23 protein-coding genes are annotated in these 20,703 nt (G+C 61.5%); 17 read left to right on the top strand and 6 right to left on the bottom strand.

Annotated features, from left to right (window positions below; translation table 11 throughout):
* Positions 1-13 precede the first annotated feature (13 nt).
* The 8 genes from OEZ71_RS14065 (at position 14) to OEZ71_RS14100 (ending at position 8,246) form a co-directional block, all read left to right on the top strand.
* Complete coding sequence (locus tag OEZ71_RS14065) at positions 14-793, top strand: ABC transporter ATP-binding protein (RefSeq protein ID WP_318527844.1); 780 nt, start codon at positions 14-16, stop codon at positions 791-793.
* Between the two features lie 38 nt (positions 794-831).
* Positions 832-1,551, top strand: a complete 720-nt coding sequence (locus tag OEZ71_RS14070; RefSeq protein WP_263740622.1) for a transporter substrate-binding domain-containing protein — start codon at positions 832-834, stop codon at positions 1,549-1,551.
* 42 nt (positions 1,552-1,593) lie between these two features.
* Positions 1,594-2,478, top strand: coding sequence for an ABC transporter permease (locus OEZ71_RS14075; protein WP_263740623.1), 885 nt, complete (start codon positions 1,594-1,596; stop codon positions 2,476-2,478).
* Complete coding sequence (locus tag OEZ71_RS14080) at positions 2,475-3,281, top strand: ABC transporter permease (RefSeq protein WP_263740624.1); 807 nt, start codon at positions 2,475-2,477, stop codon at positions 3,279-3,281. The genes OEZ71_RS14075 and OEZ71_RS14080 overlap by 4 nt, the downstream gene beginning before the upstream one ends.
* A 197-nt stretch (positions 3,282-3,478) precedes the next feature.
* A complete protein-coding gene (locus OEZ71_RS14085) occupies positions 3,479-4,816 on the top strand; it encodes a glutamine synthetase family protein (RefSeq protein ID WP_263740625.1) in 1,338 nt (445 codons plus the stop codon).
* Between the two features lie 72 nt (positions 4,817-4,888).
* A complete protein-coding gene (locus tag OEZ71_RS14090; RefSeq protein WP_263740626.1) occupies positions 4,889-5,569 on the top strand; it encodes a type 1 glutamine amidotransferase in 681 nt (226 codons plus the stop codon).
* A gap of 14 nt (positions 5,570-5,583) precedes the next feature.
* Positions 5,584-6,942, top strand: coding sequence for a glutamine synthetase family protein (locus OEZ71_RS14095; RefSeq protein ID WP_263740627.1), 1,359 nt, complete (start codon positions 5,584-5,586; stop codon positions 6,940-6,942).
* 107 nt (positions 6,943-7,049) lie between these two features.
* Positions 7,050-8,246: a DegT/DnrJ/EryC1/StrS family aminotransferase gene (locus OEZ71_RS14100; protein WP_263740628.1), complete on the top strand. Its 1,197-nt coding sequence runs from the start codon at positions 7,050-7,052 to the stop codon at positions 8,244-8,246.
* A gap of 66 nt (positions 8,247-8,312) precedes the next feature.
* Here the strand turns inward: OEZ71_RS14100 and phaR are convergent, their stop codons facing one another.
* From phaR to OEZ71_RS14115, 3 genes are all read right to left on the bottom strand, one after another.
* A complete protein-coding gene (gene phaR / locus OEZ71_RS14105; protein ID WP_263740629.1) occupies positions 8,313-8,885 on the bottom strand; it encodes a polyhydroxyalkanoate synthesis repressor PhaR in 573 nt (190 codons plus the stop codon).
* A 168-nt stretch (positions 8,886-9,053) separates the two neighbouring features.
* The gene (locus tag OEZ71_RS14110) at positions 9,054-9,503 is read right to left on the bottom strand and encodes a phasin family protein (RefSeq protein ID WP_263740630.1); all 450 of its coding nucleotides are present in this window, start codon (positions 9,501-9,503) and stop codon (positions 9,054-9,056) included.
* A 120-nt stretch (positions 9,504-9,623) separates the two neighbouring features.
* The gene (locus OEZ71_RS14115; RefSeq protein WP_263740631.1) at positions 9,624-11,417 is read right to left on the bottom strand and encodes a PHA/PHB synthase family protein; all 1,794 of its coding nucleotides are present in this window, start codon (positions 11,415-11,417) and stop codon (positions 9,624-9,626) included.
* A 101-nt stretch (positions 11,418-11,518) separates the two neighbouring features.
* Here OEZ71_RS14115 and phaZ point away from each other — a divergent pair, with 101 nt between their 5' ends.
* Positions 11,519-12,796, top strand: coding sequence for a polyhydroxyalkanoate depolymerase (gene phaZ, locus OEZ71_RS14120; RefSeq protein WP_263740632.1), 1,278 nt, complete (start codon positions 11,519-11,521; stop codon positions 12,794-12,796).
* A 4-nt stretch (positions 12,797-12,800) separates the two neighbouring features.
* On the opposite strand, the gene OEZ71_RS14125 is transcribed toward phaZ, so the two are convergent.
* Positions 12,801-13,559 carry an alpha/beta hydrolase gene (locus tag OEZ71_RS14125; protein WP_263740633.1) on the bottom strand — a complete coding sequence of 253 codons (759 nt, stop codon included), beginning with the start codon at positions 13,557-13,559 and terminating at the stop codon, positions 12,801-12,803.
* 155 nt (positions 13,560-13,714) lie between these two features.
* On the opposite strand from OEZ71_RS14125, the gene thrS reads away from it, so the two are divergent.
* The 6 genes from thrS (at position 13,715) to OEZ71_RS14155 (ending at position 18,745) form a co-directional block, all read left to right on the top strand.
* Entirely contained in the window at positions 13,715-15,667 is a 1,953-nt protein-coding gene (thrS, locus tag OEZ71_RS14130; RefSeq protein ID WP_263740634.1) for a threonine--tRNA ligase, read from the top strand.
* Positions 15,668-15,859: 192 nt separating this feature from the next.
* Positions 15,860-16,156, top strand: coding sequence for a BufA1 family periplasmic bufferin-type metallophore (locus tag OEZ71_RS14135; protein ID WP_263740635.1), 297 nt, complete (start codon positions 15,860-15,862; stop codon positions 16,154-16,156).
* A gap of 77 nt (positions 16,157-16,233) precedes the next feature.
* On the top strand, positions 16,234-17,088 hold the full coding sequence (gene bufB / locus OEZ71_RS14140; RefSeq protein WP_263740636.1) for an MNIO family bufferin maturase: 855 nt from the start codon (positions 16,234-16,236) through the stop codon (positions 17,086-17,088).
* Complete coding sequence (locus tag OEZ71_RS14145; protein WP_263740637.1) at positions 17,085-17,828, top strand: HvfC/BufC N-terminal domain-containing protein; 744 nt, start codon at positions 17,085-17,087, stop codon at positions 17,826-17,828. Before bufB ends, OEZ71_RS14145 begins: the two co-directional genes overlap by 4 nt.
* On the top strand, positions 17,825-18,364 hold the full coding sequence (locus OEZ71_RS14150) for a DoxX family protein (protein ID WP_263740638.1): 540 nt from the start codon (positions 17,825-17,827) through the stop codon (positions 18,362-18,364). The genes OEZ71_RS14145 and OEZ71_RS14150 overlap by 4 nt, the downstream gene beginning before the upstream one ends.
* 174 nt (positions 18,365-18,538) lie before the next feature.
* The gene (locus tag OEZ71_RS14155) at positions 18,539-18,745 is read left to right on the top strand and encodes a cold-shock protein (RefSeq protein WP_105513230.1); all 207 of its coding nucleotides are present in this window, start codon (positions 18,539-18,541) and stop codon (positions 18,743-18,745) included.
* A 47-nt stretch (positions 18,746-18,792) separates the two neighbouring features.
* Here OEZ71_RS14155 and OEZ71_RS14160 read toward each other — a convergent pair whose 3' ends face one another.
* Entirely contained in the window at positions 18,793-19,119 is a 327-nt protein-coding gene (locus OEZ71_RS14160; protein WP_263740639.1) for an arsenate reductase family protein, read from the bottom strand.
* A gap of 288 nt (positions 19,120-19,407) precedes the next feature.
* On the opposite strand from OEZ71_RS14160, the gene OEZ71_RS14165 reads away from it, so the two are divergent.
* Positions 19,408-19,689, top strand: a complete 282-nt coding sequence (locus OEZ71_RS14165; protein ID WP_263740640.1) for a hypothetical protein — start codon at positions 19,408-19,410, stop codon at positions 19,687-19,689.
* 63 nt (positions 19,690-19,752) lie between these two features.
* Here the strand turns inward: OEZ71_RS14165 and OEZ71_RS14170 are convergent, their stop codons facing one another.
* Positions 19,753-20,055, bottom strand: a complete 303-nt coding sequence (locus OEZ71_RS14170) for a DUF4342 domain-containing protein (RefSeq protein ID WP_263740641.1) — start codon at positions 20,053-20,055, stop codon at positions 19,753-19,755.
* Positions 20,056-20,340: 285 nt separating this feature from the next.
* Here OEZ71_RS14170 and OEZ71_RS14175 point away from each other — a divergent pair, with 285 nt between their 5' ends.
* Positions 20,341-20,622: a hypothetical protein gene (locus OEZ71_RS14175; RefSeq protein ID WP_263740642.1), complete on the top strand. Its 282-nt coding sequence runs from the start codon at positions 20,341-20,343 to the stop codon at positions 20,620-20,622.
* Positions 20,623-20,703: the final 81 nt, after the last annotated feature.

The raw sequence follows: 20,703 nt of genomic DNA on the forward strand, positions 1-20,703 counted from the left end.
GGGAGTACAGAACGTGACAGAACAAGAAATACCGGTCATCGAAATCCGGGATCTGCACAAGGCTTATGGCAATCTTGAGGTCATCAAGGGGGTCTCGCTCGCCGCACATCGCGGCAAGGTGATCTCGCTCATCGGCTCGTCCGGGTCCGGCAAATCGACCATCCTGCGCTGCTGCAATCTTCTGGAGGACAGCCAGCAGGGTGACGTCATCTTCAAGGGGGAGAAGGTCAAGTGGAAGGGCGAGGGGCTGGGACGCCATCCCGCCGACCGCGACCAGATGATCCGCATCCGCACGAACCTTTCGATGGTCTTCCAGCAGTTCAATCTCTGGTCCCACATGACGATCCTGCAAAACGTCATGGAAGCGCCTCTGACCGTCCTGAAGCGTGATCGGGCAGAGGTTGAGGCGGCGGCGCGCAAATATCTCGACAAGGTCGGCATCGGTGACAAATGCGATGTCTATCCCGCGCAGCTTTCCGGCGGCCAGCAGCAGCGTGCCGCGATTGCCCGGGCGCTTTGCATGGAGCCGACGGCGCTTCTGTTCGATGAGCCGACCTCGGCGCTCGATCCCGAATTGCAGCAGGAGGTGGTAAAGGTGATCAAGGCCTTGGCCGAGGAACACCGCACCATGATCATCGTGACCCATGACATGCGGCTTGCGGCCGATGTCTCGGACCACGTCGTCTTTCTGCATCAGGGCCGGATCGAGGAAGAAGGCCCCCCTGCCGAGCTTTTCGGCAACCCCAAAACCGAACGCCTGCAAGGGTTCCTGAGCGCGACCGTTGCGGCCTGACCAATCAAAGCAGCTCAAAAGAAACTGGGAGTAACCTAATGAACAAGTTGATCCTTTCCGCCGCCGTGCTGGCACTGTCCGCCGGGCTTGCCTCGGCCCAGACCGTGCGCATGGGCACCGAGGGCGCCTATCCTCCGTACAACTTCATCAACGACGCCGGCGAAGTGGACGGGTTTGAGCGGGAACTCGGCGACGAGCTTTGCGCCCGCGCCGAACTGACCTGCGAATGGGTGACCAACGACTGGGATTCGATCATTCCGAACCTCGTCTCGGGCAACTACGATACGATCATCGCCGGCATGTCGATCACCGACGAGCGCGACGAAGTCATCGATTTCACGCAGAACTACACACCGCCGGCAGCTTCGGCCTATGTCGGCCTTTCCGCCGATGTCGACCTGTCGGGCGTAATTGCCGCGCAGGCCGCGACCATCCAGGCCGGTCATGTCGCCGAAACCGGCGCCACTCTGCTTGAATTCCCGACCCCGGACGAAACCATCGCCGCCGTCCGTAATGGCGAGGCTGATGCGGTTCTGGCCGACAAGGACTTCCTCGTCCCGATCGTGGCTGAATCGAACGGCGAACTGACCTTCGTCGGCGACGACGTGCCGCTCGGCGGCGGCATCGGCATGGGCGTGCGGGAATCGGACGCCGAGCTCAAGGGCAAGTTCGACGCCGCGATCCAGTCGATGAAAGATGACGGCACGCTGAACGCCATGATCAAGAAGTGGTTCGGCGAAGAAGCACTCGTCTTCTGAGGATGAAGGGCGGGGCCCATCAGGCCCCGCCCGATTTGACCCATGTTCAGCTATTGCACCGATCCCGGCATGCTTGAGGGCCTGAGCTGGCTCAGCTGCTACCTGACCACAGGCAAGCACCAATCGATCTATTGGGCCGTGGGAACGGTGCTGCTGCTGCTGGCGATCACCGCCCCCACAGCGCTTCTCTTCGGCTTTGGTGGCGCCTCGGCGGCCCGCAGCCGGTTCGCGCCGCTCAGCTGGTTCGGCAAGACCTATATCTCGGTCGTGCGCGGCGTGCCGGATATCGCCTTTTTCCTCTTCTTCGTCATCGCGCTTGATCAGGCGTTCGAATGGGTTCGCCACAAGGTGAAATGCCCCGACTGGGATCAGGAAGTCTGGCAGGGCAACGATTTCGTGGTCTGCGCCGAGGCCAAGCTGCCGCTCGGCACTGCAGCGCAATGGGTGCATGAAACCTATGGATTTTTCCTTGCCGTCCTGACCTTCGCCATCGTCTTCGGCGCGTTTGCGGCCAACGTGCTTTATGGCGCGATGCAGGCCGTGCCGCGCGCCCAGATCGAAACGGCCGAGGCTTACGGGATGAGCAATCGACAAGCCTTCTGGCGCATTCTCGTGCCGCAGATGTGGGTCTATGCCCTGCCCGGCCTTTCCAACCTCTGGATGGTGCTGATCAAGGCGACGCCCCTTCTGTTCCTGCTCGGTGTCGAGGATATCGTCTATTGGGCGCGCGAACTTGGCGGGTCCAAGACCGCGCAGTTCACCGATTACCCGCATCCCGACTGGCGGATGTGGTACTTCGCGGCGCTTCTGATCTTCTATCTCGGCTTCACCCGTGTGTCAGAAATCGTTCTCGAAAAGATCATGCGGCGTCTGACCAAGGGGCAGGCGACCATGGCTGGCGAGGCACAGCGAAAGGCGGCGGCATGAGTTGCTGGGAAACCATCGCAGATTACGGGCTACGCAGCCTTGGCCATGGCGAACGGCTGTTGCCACGATCCGATTTCACGCTCTGCCAGCAGTTCACGCTGATCGGCTCGGGCATGATCTGGAATATCTATTTCGGCACGCTGGCGCTGGTCTCCGGCTTCGTGCTGGCCACCGCCGTCGCAATGGGCAAGGCCGCGCGCAATCCCTGGCTGCGCAAGCCCGCCGAGTGGTTCGTCTTCGTCTTCCGGGGCTCGCCGCTCTTCATCCAGTTCTTCTTCGCCTATTTCCTGTTCCTGAGCCTGAAGACCTCGTATGCGGCCTTTGCCCCACTCACGGCGGCGGCACTCGGGGCGCTGATCGTACTTTTTCTCAATACCGCCGCCTATTCGGCCGAGATCTTCTACGGCGCACTGCAATCCATTCCGAAGGGCGATATCGAGGCCGCCGATGCCTATGGCATGTCGGGCTGGAGCCGTTTCCGCCGGATCATCTGGCCGACCATGCTGCGCCTTGGCTGGCCCGCCTACACGAACGAGGCAATCTTTCTTTTCCATGCCACGACGCTGGTCTTCTTCTCGGGCTTCCCGACGATCAAGCAGAAAGGCGACGCGCTGTATTACGCCCAGTATTTCGCCGACAAGACCTTCAACCCCTTTATCCCCTACCCGATCCTCGCCTTTTACTTCATCCTGCTGACGCTAACCGTCATATTTCTCTTCGGTCGGGTGAATGCGCGGCTCAACCGGCACCTGCCGCAAGACACCCGCAGCAAAATTCGCTTGCGTCCACAGCTGATCCGGTAGTATCTATGATTTGATCAAATTGTGGATGCAAGTGACGGCCCGTTTTTCCGACACTTGGCGGCGCACCAAGCCCCCGACCCGTAATTTGATCATAAACAGCTAAGGCCCAAGGGCATGGGCCGATGCTGCCGGGCGGACTGATACGTCCCAACCAAGGCGGTTTCGGAACCACGGCTCGGACCCGTTCAGGTGAGACGATGAAGAACTGGCTCAGAAAACACCCCGAGGTGCGCACGATCCGTGTGGCCGCCGCGGACCTCAATGGACAGCCGCGCGGCAAGCGCGTGCCCGTCCGCTTCGCCGATGCCGTCGTGGAAAACGGTACCCGCTTCCCGATGTCGGTCTTGAACCTCGACATCTGGGGCGAGGATATTGACGACAGCCCGCTTGTTTTCGAAAGCGGCGACAAGGACGGTATCCTAAAGCCCACCGAACGCGGCTTCATGCCGATGCCGTGGCTCGACAGCCCCTCGGCCCTTCTGCCGATCTGGATGTATCGCGAAAACGGCAAGCCTTATGAAGGTGACCCCCGTCATGCGTTGTCCAGCGTTGTCGCACGCTACAAGAAGCGCGGCCTGACGCCGGTCTGCGCGATGGAGCTGGAGTTTTTCCTGATCGACGATTCGGGCAAGAACCTGCAGGTTCCGCTCTCGCCCCGTTCGGGCAAGCGCCGCAAGGCGGCCGAGATCATGTCGATCCGCGCGCTGGACAGTTTCGACACGTTCTTCACCGACCTCTATGATGCCTGTGAAGAGATGGATATCCCGGCCGATACCGCAATTTCGGAATCGGGGCTGGGCCAGTTCGAGATCAACCTGATGCATTGCGACGACGCCTTGCGCGCGGCAGACGATGCCTGGCTGTTCAAGATGCTTCTGAAGGGCATGGCCCGCCATCACGGCTTCGCCGCCAGTTTCATGGCCAAGCCCTATCCGGAATATTCCGGCAACGGTCTTCACACCCATTTTTCGGTCATCGACAAGGACGGCGACAACGTCTTTTCCAATGACGGGCCGGAAGGGTCGGACATGCTGCGCCACGCCGTCGCGGGCTGCCTTGCCGCGATGCGCGACTGCACGCTTCTCTTCGCACCGCATGCCAACTCCTATGACCGCCTGATCCCGGAATCGCATGCGCCGAACGCCATCTGCTGGGCTTACGAGAACCGCACCTCGGCGATCCGCATCCCATCGGGCAATCCGGCCGCGCGGCGCATCGAACACCGTGTCGCGGGGGGCGATGTGAACCCCTATCTGATGCTCGCCGGTATCCTCGGCGCGGCCCTGATCGGGATCGAGGATCAGATGGAGCCGCCAAAGCCCATCACCGGCAACGCCTATGCGATCGAGGATCTGCCGCTTCTGTGCGAAACTTGGGAAGAGGCCATCGACGCCTTCGAGAACAGCGAAATGGTCGCGCGTATCTTCCCCAAGGAACTGATCCGCAACCTCGTCATGACCAAGCGTCAGGAAGTGCATTACATGGCGGAACTGTCACCCGAGGAGAAGACCGAGATCTATCTCGACACCGTCTGACCGCAAAGGGCCGCTTGCAAAGCCTTGCGGCCCGGCGCACCCTTTCTGCAAACCGCGAACCAAGAGATCAAAATGCGTATCGGCATCCTTCAGACCGGCCAGGCCCCCGACGTCCTTCGCGACAAGATGGGCGACTACCCGGACATGTTCGCCCGGCTGCTGGCGGGGCGCGGGCTCGACTTCACGTCCTACCATGTGGAGGGGATGGAGTTTCCCGAAAGCGTCCATGACTGCGACGGCTGGCTGATCACCGGCTCGCGCCATGGCGCCTATGAGGATCATCCCTTTATCAAGCCGCTGGAGGAGTTCATCCGCAAGGCCTATGCCGAAAAGGTGCCGATGGTCGGCATCTGCTTTGGCCACCAGATCATCGCGCAGGCATTGGGCGGCAAGGTGGAGAAGTTCAAGGGTGGCTGGGCCGTTGGCCCGCAGGACTATCAGTTCAACGGCGAGACCGTGAACCTCAACGCCTGGCATCAGGATCAGGTCGTCGAAAAACCCGCCGTCGCCGAAACCGTCGGCACCAATGCCTTCTGCGAACATGCAGCACTGCTTTACGACGACCGCGCCTACACTGTTCAAGCCCATCCCGAATACGGCAACGACTTTATCGACGGGCTGATGACGACGCGCGGCAAGGGCCTTGTCCCCGACGAGATCATGGACGCCGCTCGCGCCCGTTTTGCGCCCACCAATTCCTCGACCGCGATTGCCGATCAGATCGCGAATTTCTTCAAGCAAACCCGAAACTGAAAGCAGTGTGACTCATGTCCGACTGGACCCAGAAACTGCCCGAAGCCGCCCAGGAATATATCGCCGGACGCCGTCTGGACGAGGTGGAATGCCTCGTCTCGGACCTTGCCGGCGTGGCCAAGGGCAAGGCGATGCCCGCCTCCAAATTCGGCAAGCAGAAATTTTTCCATCTGCCCAACTCGATCTTCGCCCAGACGATCACGGGCGACTACGCCGACATGCCGGATGAAAGCGAATTCACCGAGCCCGACATGGTGCTGGTGCCCGATTTCTCGACCGCGACGGCAGTGCCGTGGACGGCGGACTGGACCTTGCAGGTCATCCATGACGTGCTGGACCAGAAGGGCGAGCCTGTACCGATGGCGCCGCGCAACGTCCTGAAGCATCTGGTTAAGCTCTATGCCGATCAGGGCTGGCGCCCGATCGTCGCGCCCGAGATGGAGTTCTACATCGTCGCCCGCAACATCGACCCCAACCAGCCGGTCATTCCTCCGGTTGGCCGGTCCGGCCGCCGGGTGATGGCCAATCAGGCCTATTCGATGTCCGCCGTCGACGAATACGGCAAGGTCATTGACGATATCTACGACTTTGCCGAGGCGCAGGGGCTGGAGATCGACGGTATCGTGCAGGAAGGCGGCGCGGGTCAGGTGGAACTGAATCTCAGCCACGGCGATCCGGTCGTGCTGGCGGACGAGGTCTTCTACTTCAAGCGCCTGATCCGCGAGGCGGCCCTCCGCCACGACAGTTTCGCCACCTTCATGGCCAAGCCGATCGAGGGCGAACCGGGCAGCGCGATGCACATCCACCAGTCGGTCGTCGACATCAAGACCGGCAAGAACATCTTTGCCGATGCGAAGGGCAACGAAACCGACGCCTTCATGCATTTCATCGCCGGCATGCAGAACTACCTGCCCGCCGTGGTGGCCCTGATGGCGCCCTACGTGAACTCTTATCGCCGCTATGTCCCGGACTTCGCCGCGCCCATCAACCTTGAATGGGGCCGCGACAACCGGACAACGGGCCTGCGCGTTCCGATCTCGGAGCCTGCCGCCCGGCGTCTGGAAAACCGCCTGCCGGGGATGGATTGCAACCCCTATCTCGGCATGGTCGCAACCATGGTCTGTGGCTATCTCGGCCTGATGGAAAAGAAGATGCCGCGGCCCGAGAAGGTCGGGAACGCCTATATCGACAGCGACGAGTTGCCGACGACACTCGGCGATGCACTCGACCTCTTCTCAGAATGTCAGCCGGTGCGCGATGTGCTGGGGAGCGAATTCTGCGACATCTACGAGGCGGTGAAGCGGAACGAGTACAAGGAGTTCCTGCAGGTCATCAGCCCGTGGGAACGCGAGCATCTGCTCCTGAACGTCTAAGCGCAACTTTCCGCTGATTTTCACAGGCCGCCTTCGGGCGGCCTGTGGCGTTTGGCGAAAGCCTGAGGTAAGGAATAGTGAAATCTGAGATTTCAAAAAGGTGAAATATGGCTGGTGTCGCCCTCGCCCAAGCGAAAGCCCCCGATCCCTATCAGGCAGAGCCTATCCCAGAGGCAGCGCGGGCCGAGATTGACCGGCTGCTGAGCACCGGCGACCTCTTCCGCTATACCGCGCCCGAAGGCGCGCCGGTGGCGCTCTTGGAGGCGGAATTCGCCGCCTTCATGGGCACGCGCTATGCGCTCGCCGTATCGTCCTGTTCGGCGGCACTTTTCCTTGCACTGAAGGCGCTGGACCTGCCGCGCGGCGCGCGGGTCCTGATCCCGGCCTTTACTTTCGCCGCCGTGCCCTCGGCGGTCGTCCATGCCGATTGCACGCCGGTTCTGGTCGAGGTCGGGCCGAACTTCCGCATCGACCTTGACGATTTCCGCGCAAAGCTCGACGGGGCGGATGCCGTCCTGATCAGCCATATGCGCGGCCATACCTCTGACATGGACGCGATCATGGCGGAATGCGATGCGCGCGGTCTGCCGGTCATCGAGGACGCCGCCCATTCACTTGGCACGCTCTGGTCGGGGCGCAAGATCGGCACGATCGGCAAGATCGGCTGCTTTTCCTTCCAATCCTACAAGCTGGTGAATGCGGGCGAAGGCGGCATGTTCGTCACCGACGACCCCGAACTTGCCGCCCGTGCAGTGATCATGTCGGGCGCCTATGAGCATAACTGGAAGAAACATCCCGGCCTGCAGAACAGCTTCCTGAACTGGCAGAACAGGCTGCCGCTTTACAACATGCGTATGCAGAACCTGTCCGCAGCCGTGATCCGGTCGCAGATCGGCGAGATCGAGCCCCGTGTCGTCGCCGGGCGGCGCAATCATGACTACGTCGCAGAACGGTTGAACACCTCCGCGTGGATCGACGTGCCCCCTGCCCTGAAACAGGAAAAGCGCGCGCCGGATTCGCTCCAGTTCAACCTGACGGGTTTTGAGACCGACGATGAGGCCCGCGCCTTTCAGGACGCGGCCAAGGCACGTGGCGTCAGCGTGCAGGTCTTCGGCCTTTCGGCCGACAATGCCCGCGCTTACTGGAACTGGCAGTTCCTCGGCGACCTGCCTGACCTGCCCAAGACCCGCGCGATGCTGATGCGCGCCTGCGATCTGCGCCTGCCTGCACGCCTGACGAGGCCTGAGCTTGACATCATCGCGGATGCGCTGGTCGCAGCCGCTGACGACATCAAGGGAACCTAACCCGCAACACTTTCTGTCCGAAAATACTCCCGCCGGAGGCCCCTGACCGGGCCACCGGCGACACCGTCAGAGCTTCGACAGCTTAGACTGCAACTCTGCCAACTGCTTCTTTATCGCTTCCAGATCCTCGCCGCTCTTGGCTTTCGCCTTCGGTTTCGGCGCCGGTTCCTCTTCCTCCGGTTCGGGACCGGACGATCCCGAGAACCCGCCCATGATCGACTTCAGGAAAGCCTGCTGCTGGCGCTGAAGCGCATCAAAGCCCGGCATCGAAGCCATGGGATTGGGGAAGGTCGAAAGGTTTTCCAGCATCTTCGACTGACCCTCGCGCAGCATTTCAAAGCTCGCGGCCAGAAACTGCGGCACCACGCTTTGCGCATTCGTCGTATAGCTGCGCACCAGATCGGTCAGCACGTCGATGGGCAACACGCTTTCGCCCCGGCTTTCGTGCTCGGCAATAATCTGCAGCAAATACTGCCGGGTCAGGTCGTCGCCGGATTTCAGATCGACGATCTGCACCTCGCGTCCGTCGCGGATGAAGGCGGCGATATCCTCCAGCGTCACATAGTCGCTGGTTTCCGTGTTGTAGAGCCGCCGGCTCGCATAGCGTTTAATCAGCAGCGGCTTGGCGTCGTCGGCCATCAGCCATCCTCCCCAGGATCATTCTTTTGCGTTGCAGCGAGATTAAGCCGCGCGGCAGAAAACACAACCAAAAGAAAAGGCGGGCACAACGTGCCCGCCTGAGTGCGGTCTCACCGACAGGGAGGAGTTAGGAGACCGTAAAACCGTTACTCGTTACCGAATTCGAACTTACTTCACCGAAGCGGTGGCTTTCTTCGCGGCAGCGGTCACTTCGGCCTGGGCCTTCTTGACAGCGGCGGTCGCGTCTTCCGAGAAGTCCTTGCCAGCGGCAAGCATCAGTTCGACGGTTTCCATCTGGGCTTTCTTCGCGACTTCCGCGAAAGCGGCGAGGTTCGCGGCGGCCAGTTCGGCAGCGGACGAAGCGAAGTCCGAAACGGCCTTCGAATAGTCAGCCGGCTCGTCCTTGACGGCGGTCAGCGCGCCAACCTTGCCGAGCGTTTCTTTCGTCCACTTGGACGAGATCTCGTTCGACTTTTCGGCAGCTTCGAGAGCAACCTTGGCGACCTTCTCGCCGAGAACGGCGGAGGTCTTGAACGTGTCCTGAAGAGCTTTCGCGTCGAACGGGAAAGCGGCAGCCATGTCATTCATGACTTTGGTGAAGTCCTGGGTCTTCTGCATCTGTCTATCTCCTGAGCATGGGCGATTGCCCTTTCTGCGTCTGCAATGAAGATAGATGCTGCGACGCAGCATTTCAAGTGTTTTTGCTGCGGTGCAGAAAAAAGTTTTTCGGCTTATTTTTCAGATGATTGGCGTCTCGGTAACGTAGGTTCCGGGCGCTGGCGCCAGAACCGGGTGCTTCGAATCGCCCAGTTCACGCGCCTCAACCATCTTGCCCGCGCGTGGTTTCACCCATGCTTCCCAGCGTGGCCACCAGCTGCCTTCATGGAAGGTCGCTGTGGCCAGCCAGTCATCGGCCTCGCCCATCTCGGCGTCATTGGTGTAATGACCGTACTTGTTCTTCGTGGGCGGATTGATGATCCCCGCGATATGGCCGGATTGCGAAACGACAAAGGTCTTGTCCTTCGAGCCATATTGCCGGATGCCGTTGAACGACCCTTTCCACGGCGCGATGTGATCTGCCTCGCAGGCCACAGCGAACAACGGAATCTTCACGTCCTTCAGCCCGATCGTCTCGCCGCAGATCTCGATCGTGCCATCGGCCAGCCGGTTCGCCTGACAGATCCAGCGCAGGTATTCGACCGCCATCTTCGCGGGCAGGTTGGTCCCGTCACCGTTCCAGTAGAGAAGATCGAAGGCCGGCGGCTTGTCGCCCAGCATGTAGTTGCGGATCGCGGGCGCATAGACGAGGTCATTCGAGCGCAGGAAGGAGAAGGTCCGCGCCATGAAATACTTATCGAGATAGCCGTCGCGCCCGACCTGTTCCTCAATCCCGTCAATGAAATCGTCGTCGAGGAAGACCGACACTTCGCCGGGATCAGAGAAATCCGTGAGCGTGGTGAAGAAGGTGGCCGATTTGACCGACTTGTCGCCACGCTTGGCCAGAACCGCCTGCGTCAGGGTCAGGGTCGTTCCGGCAATGCAGTAGCCGACGGCATTGACTTGCTTTTCACCGGTGATCTTCTTGGCCTCTTCGATGGCCGCGATGAACCCTTCCTCGACATATTCGTCGAGGCCGACATCGGCATAGCTCTTGTCGGGATTCTTCCAGCTGACAACAAACAGAGTATAGCCCTGATCGACGATCCACTTGATCAGCGAATTCGAGGGCTTGAGGTCCATGATGTAGAACTTGTTAATCCAGGGCGGGAAAATCACGATCGGCGTCGCATGCACCTTCTCGGTCGTCGCCTTGTACTGGATCAGCTCGATCATCCGGTTGCGATAGACAACCGCACCTTCGGTCGCGCCGATATTGTCGCCGAGAGCAAAGGCATCGGGATCGGCCAGCCGCACGAGGAAATCGCCGTGGTTGCTCTCGATGTCGTGGACGAGGTTTTCCAGCCCCTTCACCAGGCTTTCGCCATCGGTCTCAACCGCGCGTTCCAGTGCGTCGGGATTGGTGGCGAGGAAATTCGTCGGCGCGAGCATGTCCATCAGCTGATGGGCGAAATGTTCCACCCGCTTGCGCTCATGCGGTTCCAGATCGTCGATATCCGACAGCGCCATCTCCATCGCTTCGACATTGCGGAAATACTGCTGCTTGACGAAGTTGAAATAGGGATGGGTTTTCCATAGCGGGTTTGAAAACCGCCGGTCGGTCGGCGTGTCGTCCTCGGGCGCGGTGAACTTGCCCGAGGCAAGCGCGTGCTGCGCGTCGATATAGTGCTTCAGCGTCTTGCCCCAGAGCGTGGCCTGCTGTTCGATCAGCTTGCCGGGGTTCTCCATCGCCTCTTTCCAATAGGCAGTCACCGCATGGGTAAACAATCCCATCCCGGGCGCTTCCACCGCAGGATTCGGCGCGCGTTTCTGCGAAACCGCCTGAACCAGACGCTGAGTCAATTCCTCCAATCTGGTGAGATTTGACGTCAGTTTCTCAAGATTCTCGGTAGGGACGTTGAGATCGGTTGTCATATTAACCTTTCCTTCCTACTCTGTTGCAGTGCAGCATAACGATGTTGCGACCGCAGGAAAAGCGACGATTCGGTAACGGTGCCGGCAAAGGAGACGCCATCATGAAGAGTATGTTCTCTTACGACCTGATGGAGAGCGCCCGCAATACCAATGAATGGCTGGGCGCTTCGGCCCGCGCCATGGCGTCCTATCCGGTCTGGGGACTGGTGCCGCATCCGATGTTCAAGGTGATGTCCGCCTGGGGCCGGGTGACCGAACGCAGCTTTGCCCGCATGGTGATCAAGCCCGACTGGGGCATCCGCACCGTGGTGGGCGAGGATGACCGCGATCATCTGGTCGAGATCGAGACCCTTGTCGACCGCCCCTTCGGCAGCCTCATCCATTTCAAGGTCGTCGGCCGCGATCCGATGCCGCGCCGCGTTCTTCTGGTGGCGCCGATGTCGGGTCACTATTCCACTTTGTTGCGCTCGACCGTCAAAAGCCTGCTGCCCGATTGCGACGTCTATGTCACCGACTGGCACAATGCCCGCGATATTCCGGTCAGCGCCGGAAAGTTCGATATCGAGGATTATGCCGCCTACCTCGTCGATTTCATGCGCCATCTCGGCCCTGACATCCATGTCGTCGCGGTCTGCCAGCCGGTTCCGATCACACTCGCCGCGACCGCCCTTCTGGCCGAAACCGATCCGGCCGCGCAGCCCCGGACGCTGACGCTGATCGGTGGCCCGGTTGATCCGGACGCGGCCCCGACCGAGGTGACCGATTTCGGCCGCCGTCTGACGATGGGTCAGCTTGAGCACCTCGCGATCCAGCGCGTCGGCTTCAAATATGCCGGTGCCGGGCGGCTGGTCTATCCGGGCCTGTTGCAACTCGCCTCCTTCATCTCGATGAACATGGACCGCCACGCCCAGGCTTTTTCCGACAAGATCACCGCCGCAGCGAAGGGCGAGGATGGCGAACGCGACGCCCATAACCGTTTCTATGACGAATATCTCTCGGTCATGGATATGACGGCGGAGTTTTACCTCTCGACGGTCGAACGGATCTTCAAGAACCGCGAGATCGCGCAGAACACTTTCTCGGTCGCCGGTCATCAGGTCGATATCGGCAAGATCACCGATGTGGCGGTGCATGTCATCGAGGGTGAGAAAGATGACATCTCGGCCCCCGGCCAGTGTCTTGCAGCACTTGGTCTCTGCACCGGCCTGCCTGAGTCGAAAAAGGCGAGCCACGTAGAACCCGGCGCAGGCCATTACGGCATCTTCGCGGGCAAGTCCTGGCGCAATAATATCCGGCCGCTGGTGCTGGATTTCTTCGACGCCAATTCCAGCGCTCCGCGCCGCCGCTCAGCCGCAAAAACTGCCATTCGCGCCGTCTGAGCAGTCAGGCCACCTCACCGATCCGCTGGATTACCTTCAGCACGCTGAGCTCGATCAGCTTCAAGCATTCGGGTGTGGAAAACCGGTGGTCGGCATCCTTGACCAGTGTTAGCCTGATATCCGGCCCCGTCGCATGTTCGATCAGCCGCACCGCGACCGAGACCGGCACATCGGCATCGGCCGTTCCCTGCAGCATCCTGACCGGCATCGGCAGGTTGAGGGGGGTGCGCAGCACCAGACGCCCGCGCCCGTCCTCGATCAGCCGTTTCGTGATGATATAGGGCTCATCGGAATAATCCGACGGCAGGGCCACCTGCCCCGCCTCGATCAGCTCCTGCCGCTGGGTATCGGAAAACTCCGCCCACATCCCGTCCTCGGTAAAGTCCGGCGCGGCGGCAATCGTCACCAATCCCGCGACCTTTTCAGGGTATTCCCGCGCCATCAGCAGCGAAATCCAGCCCCCCATCGACGAACCGACCAGAACCTGAGGCCCTTCGGTCAGTTCCAGAATCGCGGCCCGCGCATCCTCGAACCAGTCACCGATGCACCCGTCGAGAAAATCGCCCGAGGATTGCCCGTGCCCGGAATAGTCGAAGCGCAGGAAGGCGCGGCCATGGCGTTTCGCCCATGCCTCCAGTGCCAGCGCCTTGGTGCCTTCCTTGTCCGACCGGAACCCACCCAAAAACACCACGCCAGGGCCGGCGCCATCGATGCGGTCATAGGCAATCTCGCGGCCGTCCTGCGTCTTCAGCATCTCACTCATCGGCGTCCCCCTGCTTCTTCTGTTCTCAAATACTCCCGGGGGTCCGGGGGTGGAACCCCCGGCCGTTGACTTCCCCCACGCGATCCACCAATAAAGCCGAAACATCACCCGCAACCGGGCGTTCCGTGGGCGCCAAACCGACGAGGAGCTAGGCCATGAGCCAGATTTCCCTGACATTCCCCGATGGCAATGCGCGCGACTACGACAAGGGCGTGACCGCCGCCGATGTGGCCGCCTCCATCGCACCGTCGCTCGCCAAGGCCGCAATCTCGGCCAGCATCGACGGCCAGCACTGGGACCTGCAATGGCCCATCGAGGCCGACGCGCAGATCGCCATCCACACGATGAAGGACGACGCCCAGGCGCTGGAACTCATCCGCCACGACTTCGCCCATGTCATGGCCCGCGCGGTCCAGAAGCTGTGGCCCGAGGTCAAGGTCACCATCGGCCCGGTGATCGAGAACGGCTGGTACTACGATTTCGACCGGGACGAGCCCTTCACGCCCGAAGACCTCGGCGCGATTGAGAAGGAAATGAAGGCGATCATCAATGAACGCGATCCGGTCCGGACCGAGGTCTGGGACCGGTCGCGCGCGATCAAGCACTATGTCGAGAAGAAAGAGCCCTTCAAGGTCGAGCTGATCGAGGCGATCCCGGGCGATGAGCCTCTACGCATGTACTGGCACGGCCATTGGCAGGACCTCTGCCGCGGCCCGCATCTTCAGCATACGGGCCAGCTTCCCGCCGACGCCTTCAAGCTGATGTCCGTCGCGGGTGCCTATTGGCGCGGCGATCACACGAAAAAGCAGCTTCAGCGCATCTACGGCGTCGCCTTCAAGAATCGCGATGATCTGAAGGCGCATCTGACCATGCTGGAAGAGGCCGCCAAACGCGACCACCGCAAGCTCGGCCGCGAGATGGAGCTTTTCCACCTTCAGGAAGAAGCCCCCGGCATGGTGTTCTGGCATCCGAACGGCTGGACGATTTACCGCGAGCTTGAGGACTACATGCGCCGCCGTCTGCGCACTGCGGGCTACAAGGAAATCAAGACTCCGCAGGTCGTCGATCGTGTCCTCTGGGAACGGTCGGGCCATTGGGAGGCCTACCGCGAAAACATGTTCATCGTCGAGGTCGAGGAGGAACACGCCAAGGAAAAGCGCACCAACGCGCTGAAGCCGATGAACTGCCCCTGCCATGTGCAGGTCTACAATCAGGGCCTGAAGTCCTACCGCGATCTGCCGCTGCGGCTGGCCGAATTCGGCTCCTGCCACCGTTATGAATCCTCAGGCTCCATGCATGGTCTCATGCGGGTGCGCGGTTTCGTGCAGGACGACGCGCATATCTTCTGCACCGAGGATCAGATCGAACAGGAATGCGCGGGCTTCATCGGGCTTCTCTCGTCGATCTACAGCGACCTTGGCTTCACCCAGTTCGACATCAAGCTTTCCACCCGTCCCGATGTGCGGGTGGGCAGCGACGAGATCTGGGACAAGGCCGAAACCGCGCTGGAAAGCGCGGTGCGGAAGGTCACGAATGATTATGAGGTCGATCCGGGTGAAGGCGCCTTCTACGGGCCGAAGCTCGATTTCAAGCTGACCGACGCCATCGGCCGCGAATGGCAATGCGGCACATTCCAGGCCGACTTCAACCTGCCGGTCCGGCTCGGCGCGGAATATGTGGGTGAGGACGGGGCCAAGCATCGCCCGGTCATGCTGCACCGCGCGATCCTCGGCTCGTTCGAGCGTTTCCTCGGGATTCTCATCGAGAACTATGCGGGCAAGCTGCCGTTCTGGCTCGCCCCCCGTCAGGTCGTCGTCGCCTCGATTGTCTCGGATGCCGACGACTACGTGGCCGAGGTGGTGGCCAAGCTGCGCGCCGCCGGTATCCGGGCCGAGGCCGATACGCGGAACGAGAAGATCAACTACAAGGTGCGCGAGCATTCGGTTGGTAAAGTCCCCGTGATCATGGCCATCGGCATGAAGGAGGTCGAGACCCGGACTGTTTCAGTCAGGCGGCTTGGCGAGAACCGGACCGAAACGTTGGACCTAGCCGCAGCACTTGAAACCTTCACCGCCGAGGCGACGCCGCCGGACCTGAAAAACAAATAATAACAAACCATTACGGGCGCCACGACAGAGGCGCCCGTTTTGTTTTGACGATCGGAAAACCATCCGAAAGTGTTTCAGGACTTCACGCGGTTGTGGCCCCACAGCTTCGTGAGTGGCCAGAGACCGGGCCCTGCCGCTAGGGTCCGAATTGTCGAAGATACGACGATCTGAACATTAACAAGGGAAGTACCCATGTCTCACTCGATGAAGACCCTCGCCGTTGCCGGTTCGCTCGCCGCCGCTCTCTCCGCGCATTTCGTGACGCCTGCCGCCGCACAGGACGACAAGGAAAAGTGCTTCGGCGTTGCGCTCGCCGGTAAGAACGACTGCGCCGCGGGCCCGGGCACGACCTGCGCCGGCACCTCGAAAGTGGACTACCAGGGCAACGCCTGGACGCTGGTCCCTGCCGGCACCTGCGAAACCATGGAACTGCCGGACGGCCGCATGGGTTCGCTCGAAGCCCTTGACCGCGACCTGCCGCAGGGCTGAGATTGATTGGGCACCTCCGGCATATGGCCGGGGGTGCCGACCGCGACCGCTGACTACGGACGACCAAGGGGGACACCATGCTCGACCAATCCGCCAAGCGTCAGCTGCCACCCCGGCCCGGCATCGGTTACAAGCCCCAGCACTTTTCGAACATTTTGCAGGATGCAGAACCGGTGAAATGGCTCGAGATCCATGCAGAAAACTACATGGGTGACGGTGGCCGCCCACTTGCACAGCTTCGTTACCTTGCCGAACGGTTCCCGATCTCGGTCCACGGCGTCGGCCTCTCCATCGGCGGAGAAGGCCCCCTGAACCGCGATCACCTTGCGCGCCTGAAACATCTCTGTGACTGGGTTGACCCGGCGAGCTTCTCGGAACATCTCGCCTGGTCTACCCATGGCGCGGAGTTCCTGAACGATCTGTTGCCGCTACCCTACACAGACGCAACCCTTGAGCGCGTCGCAGACCACATCGCTGAGGTGCAGGATCATGTCGGCCGCCGGATGCTGCTCGAAAACCCCTCAGTCTACGTGAACTTCACCGAGACCAATATGGGCGAGATCGAGTTCCTGACCGAGGTCGCCAGACGCACCGGCTGCGGGCTGCTACTCGACGTCAACAACGTCTTCGTTTCCTGCACAAACCGGCAGACCGATCCTTACGACTATATTGACCGCTTCCCGCATCAACTAGTGGGCGAGATTCATCTTGGCGGCCATGACGAGGATACTGACGACATGGGGGCGCCCCTGCTGATCGACGCGCATGGCAGCGAAGTCGTCGATCCGGTCTGGCAGCTCTATGCCCATACGATCGCAATATCGGGCCCGAAACCCACGCTGATCGAATGGGACAACGACGTTCCCGATTGGCCCGTGCTGGCCGACGAGGCCAGCCGCGCCGCCCGCATTCTCGACAAGGTCATCGCATGAGCCAGACTGAGTTTCGTGCGGCTTTGCTGAACCCGGAGCGTCCGGCCCCGGCAGGTCTGGCCGACCCGCAGGGCCGCCCCGCCGGGCGTCGGTTCGACGTCTACCGCAACAATGTCACGGTCTCGCTGACAGAAGCCCTGCGGCAGGCGTTCCCGGTGATCCGCAAACTGGTGGGGGAAGAGTTCTTCACGGCCATGGCGCGCGAGCATCTCCGCGCCCATCCGCCGACATCACCCCTGATGATGCATTACGGCCGCGACATGCCGGAATTTCTGGAAAATTTCCCGCCGGTTCAGCACCTTGGCTACCTGCCCGATATCGCCCGGCTGGAGCTTGCCCTGCGCGAAAGCTATCACGCGGCGGATGCCACATCCGTGTCCGCAGAGGCCCTGCAGGCATTATCCCCGGATACGCTCATGGCGTCGCGCCCCACGCTCGCCCCGTCGCTCCGCCTCATCCGCTCGCGCTGGCCGATCCACGCGATCTGGTCGGCAAACATGCGTGGCACCGAAGCGCCGAAATCCGCCGTGGCCGAGGACGTGCTGATCGCACGACCGGACTATGACCCCGAACCGCATCGCCTGCCCGACGGCGCCGCCCCCTTCATCGCCGCGCTGATGCAGGGCGCGGCCGTGGCCGAAGCGCTTGAGGCGGGACCGGAATTCGACCTGACCGCGACGCTGGGCCTATTGCTCGCGACCCGCGCCATCACCGCCGTCAACCCCGGAGACCAGACGTGATCGCCCTTTATGACCGCTTTGCCAACGGCCTGTCGCGCCTCGCCCCCGTCACCCTGCCGACGCTCGCCCGGCTGACCTTTGCCGGCGTTCTCCTGATCTATTTCTGGAACTCCGCCCGCACCAAGTTCGGCGAGGGCTTTGCCGGGCTCTTCACCCCGTCCGACGGGGCCTATTACCAGATCTTCCCCAAGGCGATCGAAGCGGCGGGTTACGACTTCTCGCAGCTGACCACGTTCCATTGGGCCGTGGTGATGGCGGGAACCTGGGCCGAGGTTCTGCTGCCGCTCTGCATCATCATCGGGCTTTTCACCCGGTTTGCGGCTATCGGCATGATCGGCTTCGTCATCGTGCAAAGCCTGACGGACGTCCATGGTCATGGTGTCGGCGGCGATGATCTCGGTCGCTGGTTCGACGCGGCGTCCGGGGCGCTCATCCTCGATCAGCGGGCGCTCTGGATCACGCTGCTCATGACCCTCGTGCTGATGGGAGCGGGCCCGCTGTCTGTGGACCGGATTCTGGCCGGCAGACGATCCTGAAACCCCTTTTCCGTCAACAATCTTGATTTTTTAAGGGAATCGCTCATCATTCGCCTCGCGTGAACGCAGACTTTCCTACCGCCTCCCTCTCTATGGGGCAGCCGGAAGACCCGAAAGACCTGGCTGCACGGCCCCGGCAATGACGCTCGGGGAACTACGACGGAGGAGAAACGGATGGCCACTGGCACCGTGAAATGGTTCAACACCACCAAGGGCTTCGGCTTCATCGCGCCGGACGATGGCGGCAAGGATGTGTTTGTGCACATTTCCGCCGTCGAACGCGCCGGTCTGAAGACGCTCGCCGACAATCAGAAAGTATCCTACGAGATGCAGTCGGGCCGCGATGGCCGGTCTTCGGCTGGCGATCTCAAACTGCTCTGAGCCCTCGGGACCAGGACATCAAGGCCCGCGCCCGGCGCGGGCCTTTTTCATGCCAGAAACTCGGCCTGCACATCCTTGCCCCAGCCGAGGGTCAGGTGCCCGTCGTGGTCGATCACAGGTCGCTTCATCAGCGCCGGGTGGGCGGCGAGCAAAGCCTCGGGCGGGCCTCCGCGTTCATACTCGGACAGCCCGCGCCAGGTGGTGGAGGCGCGGTTGATCAGGCGGTCTCCGAAGGCGGTGTGAAAGCCTGCGATTTCTGCCTGTGACAGCGGTTCGTCGCGGACATCGCGAAACGTCACCTCATGCCCCGCCGCCATGAGCGCTTTCTGCGCCTTGCGGCAGGTATCGCAGTTTTTCAGCCCGTACAGGATCATCGCCAGCCCCCATCTCCCCAACCCGTAGACACCGAAACATTGCGTAACACAAGAACTGGGCGGATCTTTGCCGGTGGGGATCTGATGGGCCACCGCGATCGGCGGAAATCCGACCACCGTCGGCAGCTTTTCGTCGTTTCCGCAATGTCAACACTTCGTGCCATTGCGAAAATCTTCATGGCGTTTTAGCAACAGTGCAGGTGGGCAGTACGAGTCTCGTTTAGCAGCAACAAAGAACGGAATACGTTCCGCGGCCCTGCCCTCACGGGGTGCGCGGAAGGGGGCACAATGACAGTATCAAATGACCTGATCGAGCGGTTGTCGACCGAGACCGGCCGCCGCATGATCGACCAGGCGCGGCAGGGGCGGCGCCGGGCCTTGGCGACGATTTCCCATATCTGCGTGACGGTTACGACCGACGGGCAGACCACGCACGATGAGTTGTTCGACGAAACGCCGACGCTCGGCCAGATCGTCGACCGTGTCGGGCCCGAGGCCTATGTCGTCTCGATCCGGATGCAGCGCCGCTCGCTGCGCGACCGCATCCGGCTGGCGCTTCTGGCAGCCTGATAACCGCGTCGGATCCGCGTCTGCAAAACGTATGGCAGGCGTATGGCATCCGTCCCGACAGCGTCAGGCGCCGGTTTCCGGCGGGTCGGTGCGGACGATCTCGATCTTCACCTTGGTGACGAAGGCGGCAAGCGCGCCGATCACTGCCAGAAGGGGTGCTGCCAGCACGACCGCGCCCCCGGCAAGCGCACCGATGGTCAGCGGCACTTCCAGAACCAGATCACCATCGGGTTCGGTGATGCGGATGCGCTTGACCTCCGCCTCGGCGGCAAGCTCCTTCACCCGCGCCACAAGCTGATCGCCCGCGACCTCGATCTCTTCGGTCCAGGTACGTTTCTTCGGGTCTTTGGGGTCGGTGTCGGTCATCGCTTTGGCCCTCCATCTGATGGCTGCGCGGACCATGGGCCGAGTCGGCGCGGCTGTCGTTGACAGGGATCAAAAGGGGCGCGGACAGGCCGCACGTTCAGGTTGTTGCCGCCCCTCATAATGCGCAAAGCGAGGGGCGGGTATACCCGACTACGTGGCTCACGGCGATGCTGACATCATCGAAGGCTTAAAAAAACGTTCCGGAGAGCACCGGGCATATAACGGGGTCCAGTACGATTTTCTGTAGTGACCCAAGGACCCCACTTTTTCGGAAGGGGGACTATTGTGACCGATTTCATATTTGTTGCCGCGCTTTACTACGCTTGCGATCAGGCCGCGATCCAGAACCGGCTCAGCGCCAGGGACATCCTGCGGTGTTCCCGGGTCTATGAGACGGTGAAGGTCCATTTCCTGAGCGACGAGGAACGGCAGGCGCTGCCAACCCTCGCGCCCCGCGACCACGCGCTGACGATGCAGACGGCCTATCTGCGGTTCAAGGATTGGGAAAAGGACAATCCCGACCTCGTGGCGTCGCTGAAGGCAGAGGCCTTTGCGGCGGTCTATTGAGGGGGGTGAACGACCTCTGCCGCTGCCCCGTGGTTGAACCCGCCCGGGGGCGCCGCGGTTTACCCCGCTTTAACTGTGTCC

The sequence above is a fragment of the Albidovulum litorale genome (assembly GCF_025751495.1).
GTDB lineage: Bacteria > Pseudomonadota > Alphaproteobacteria > Rhodobacterales > Rhodobacteraceae > Albidovulum > Albidovulum litorale.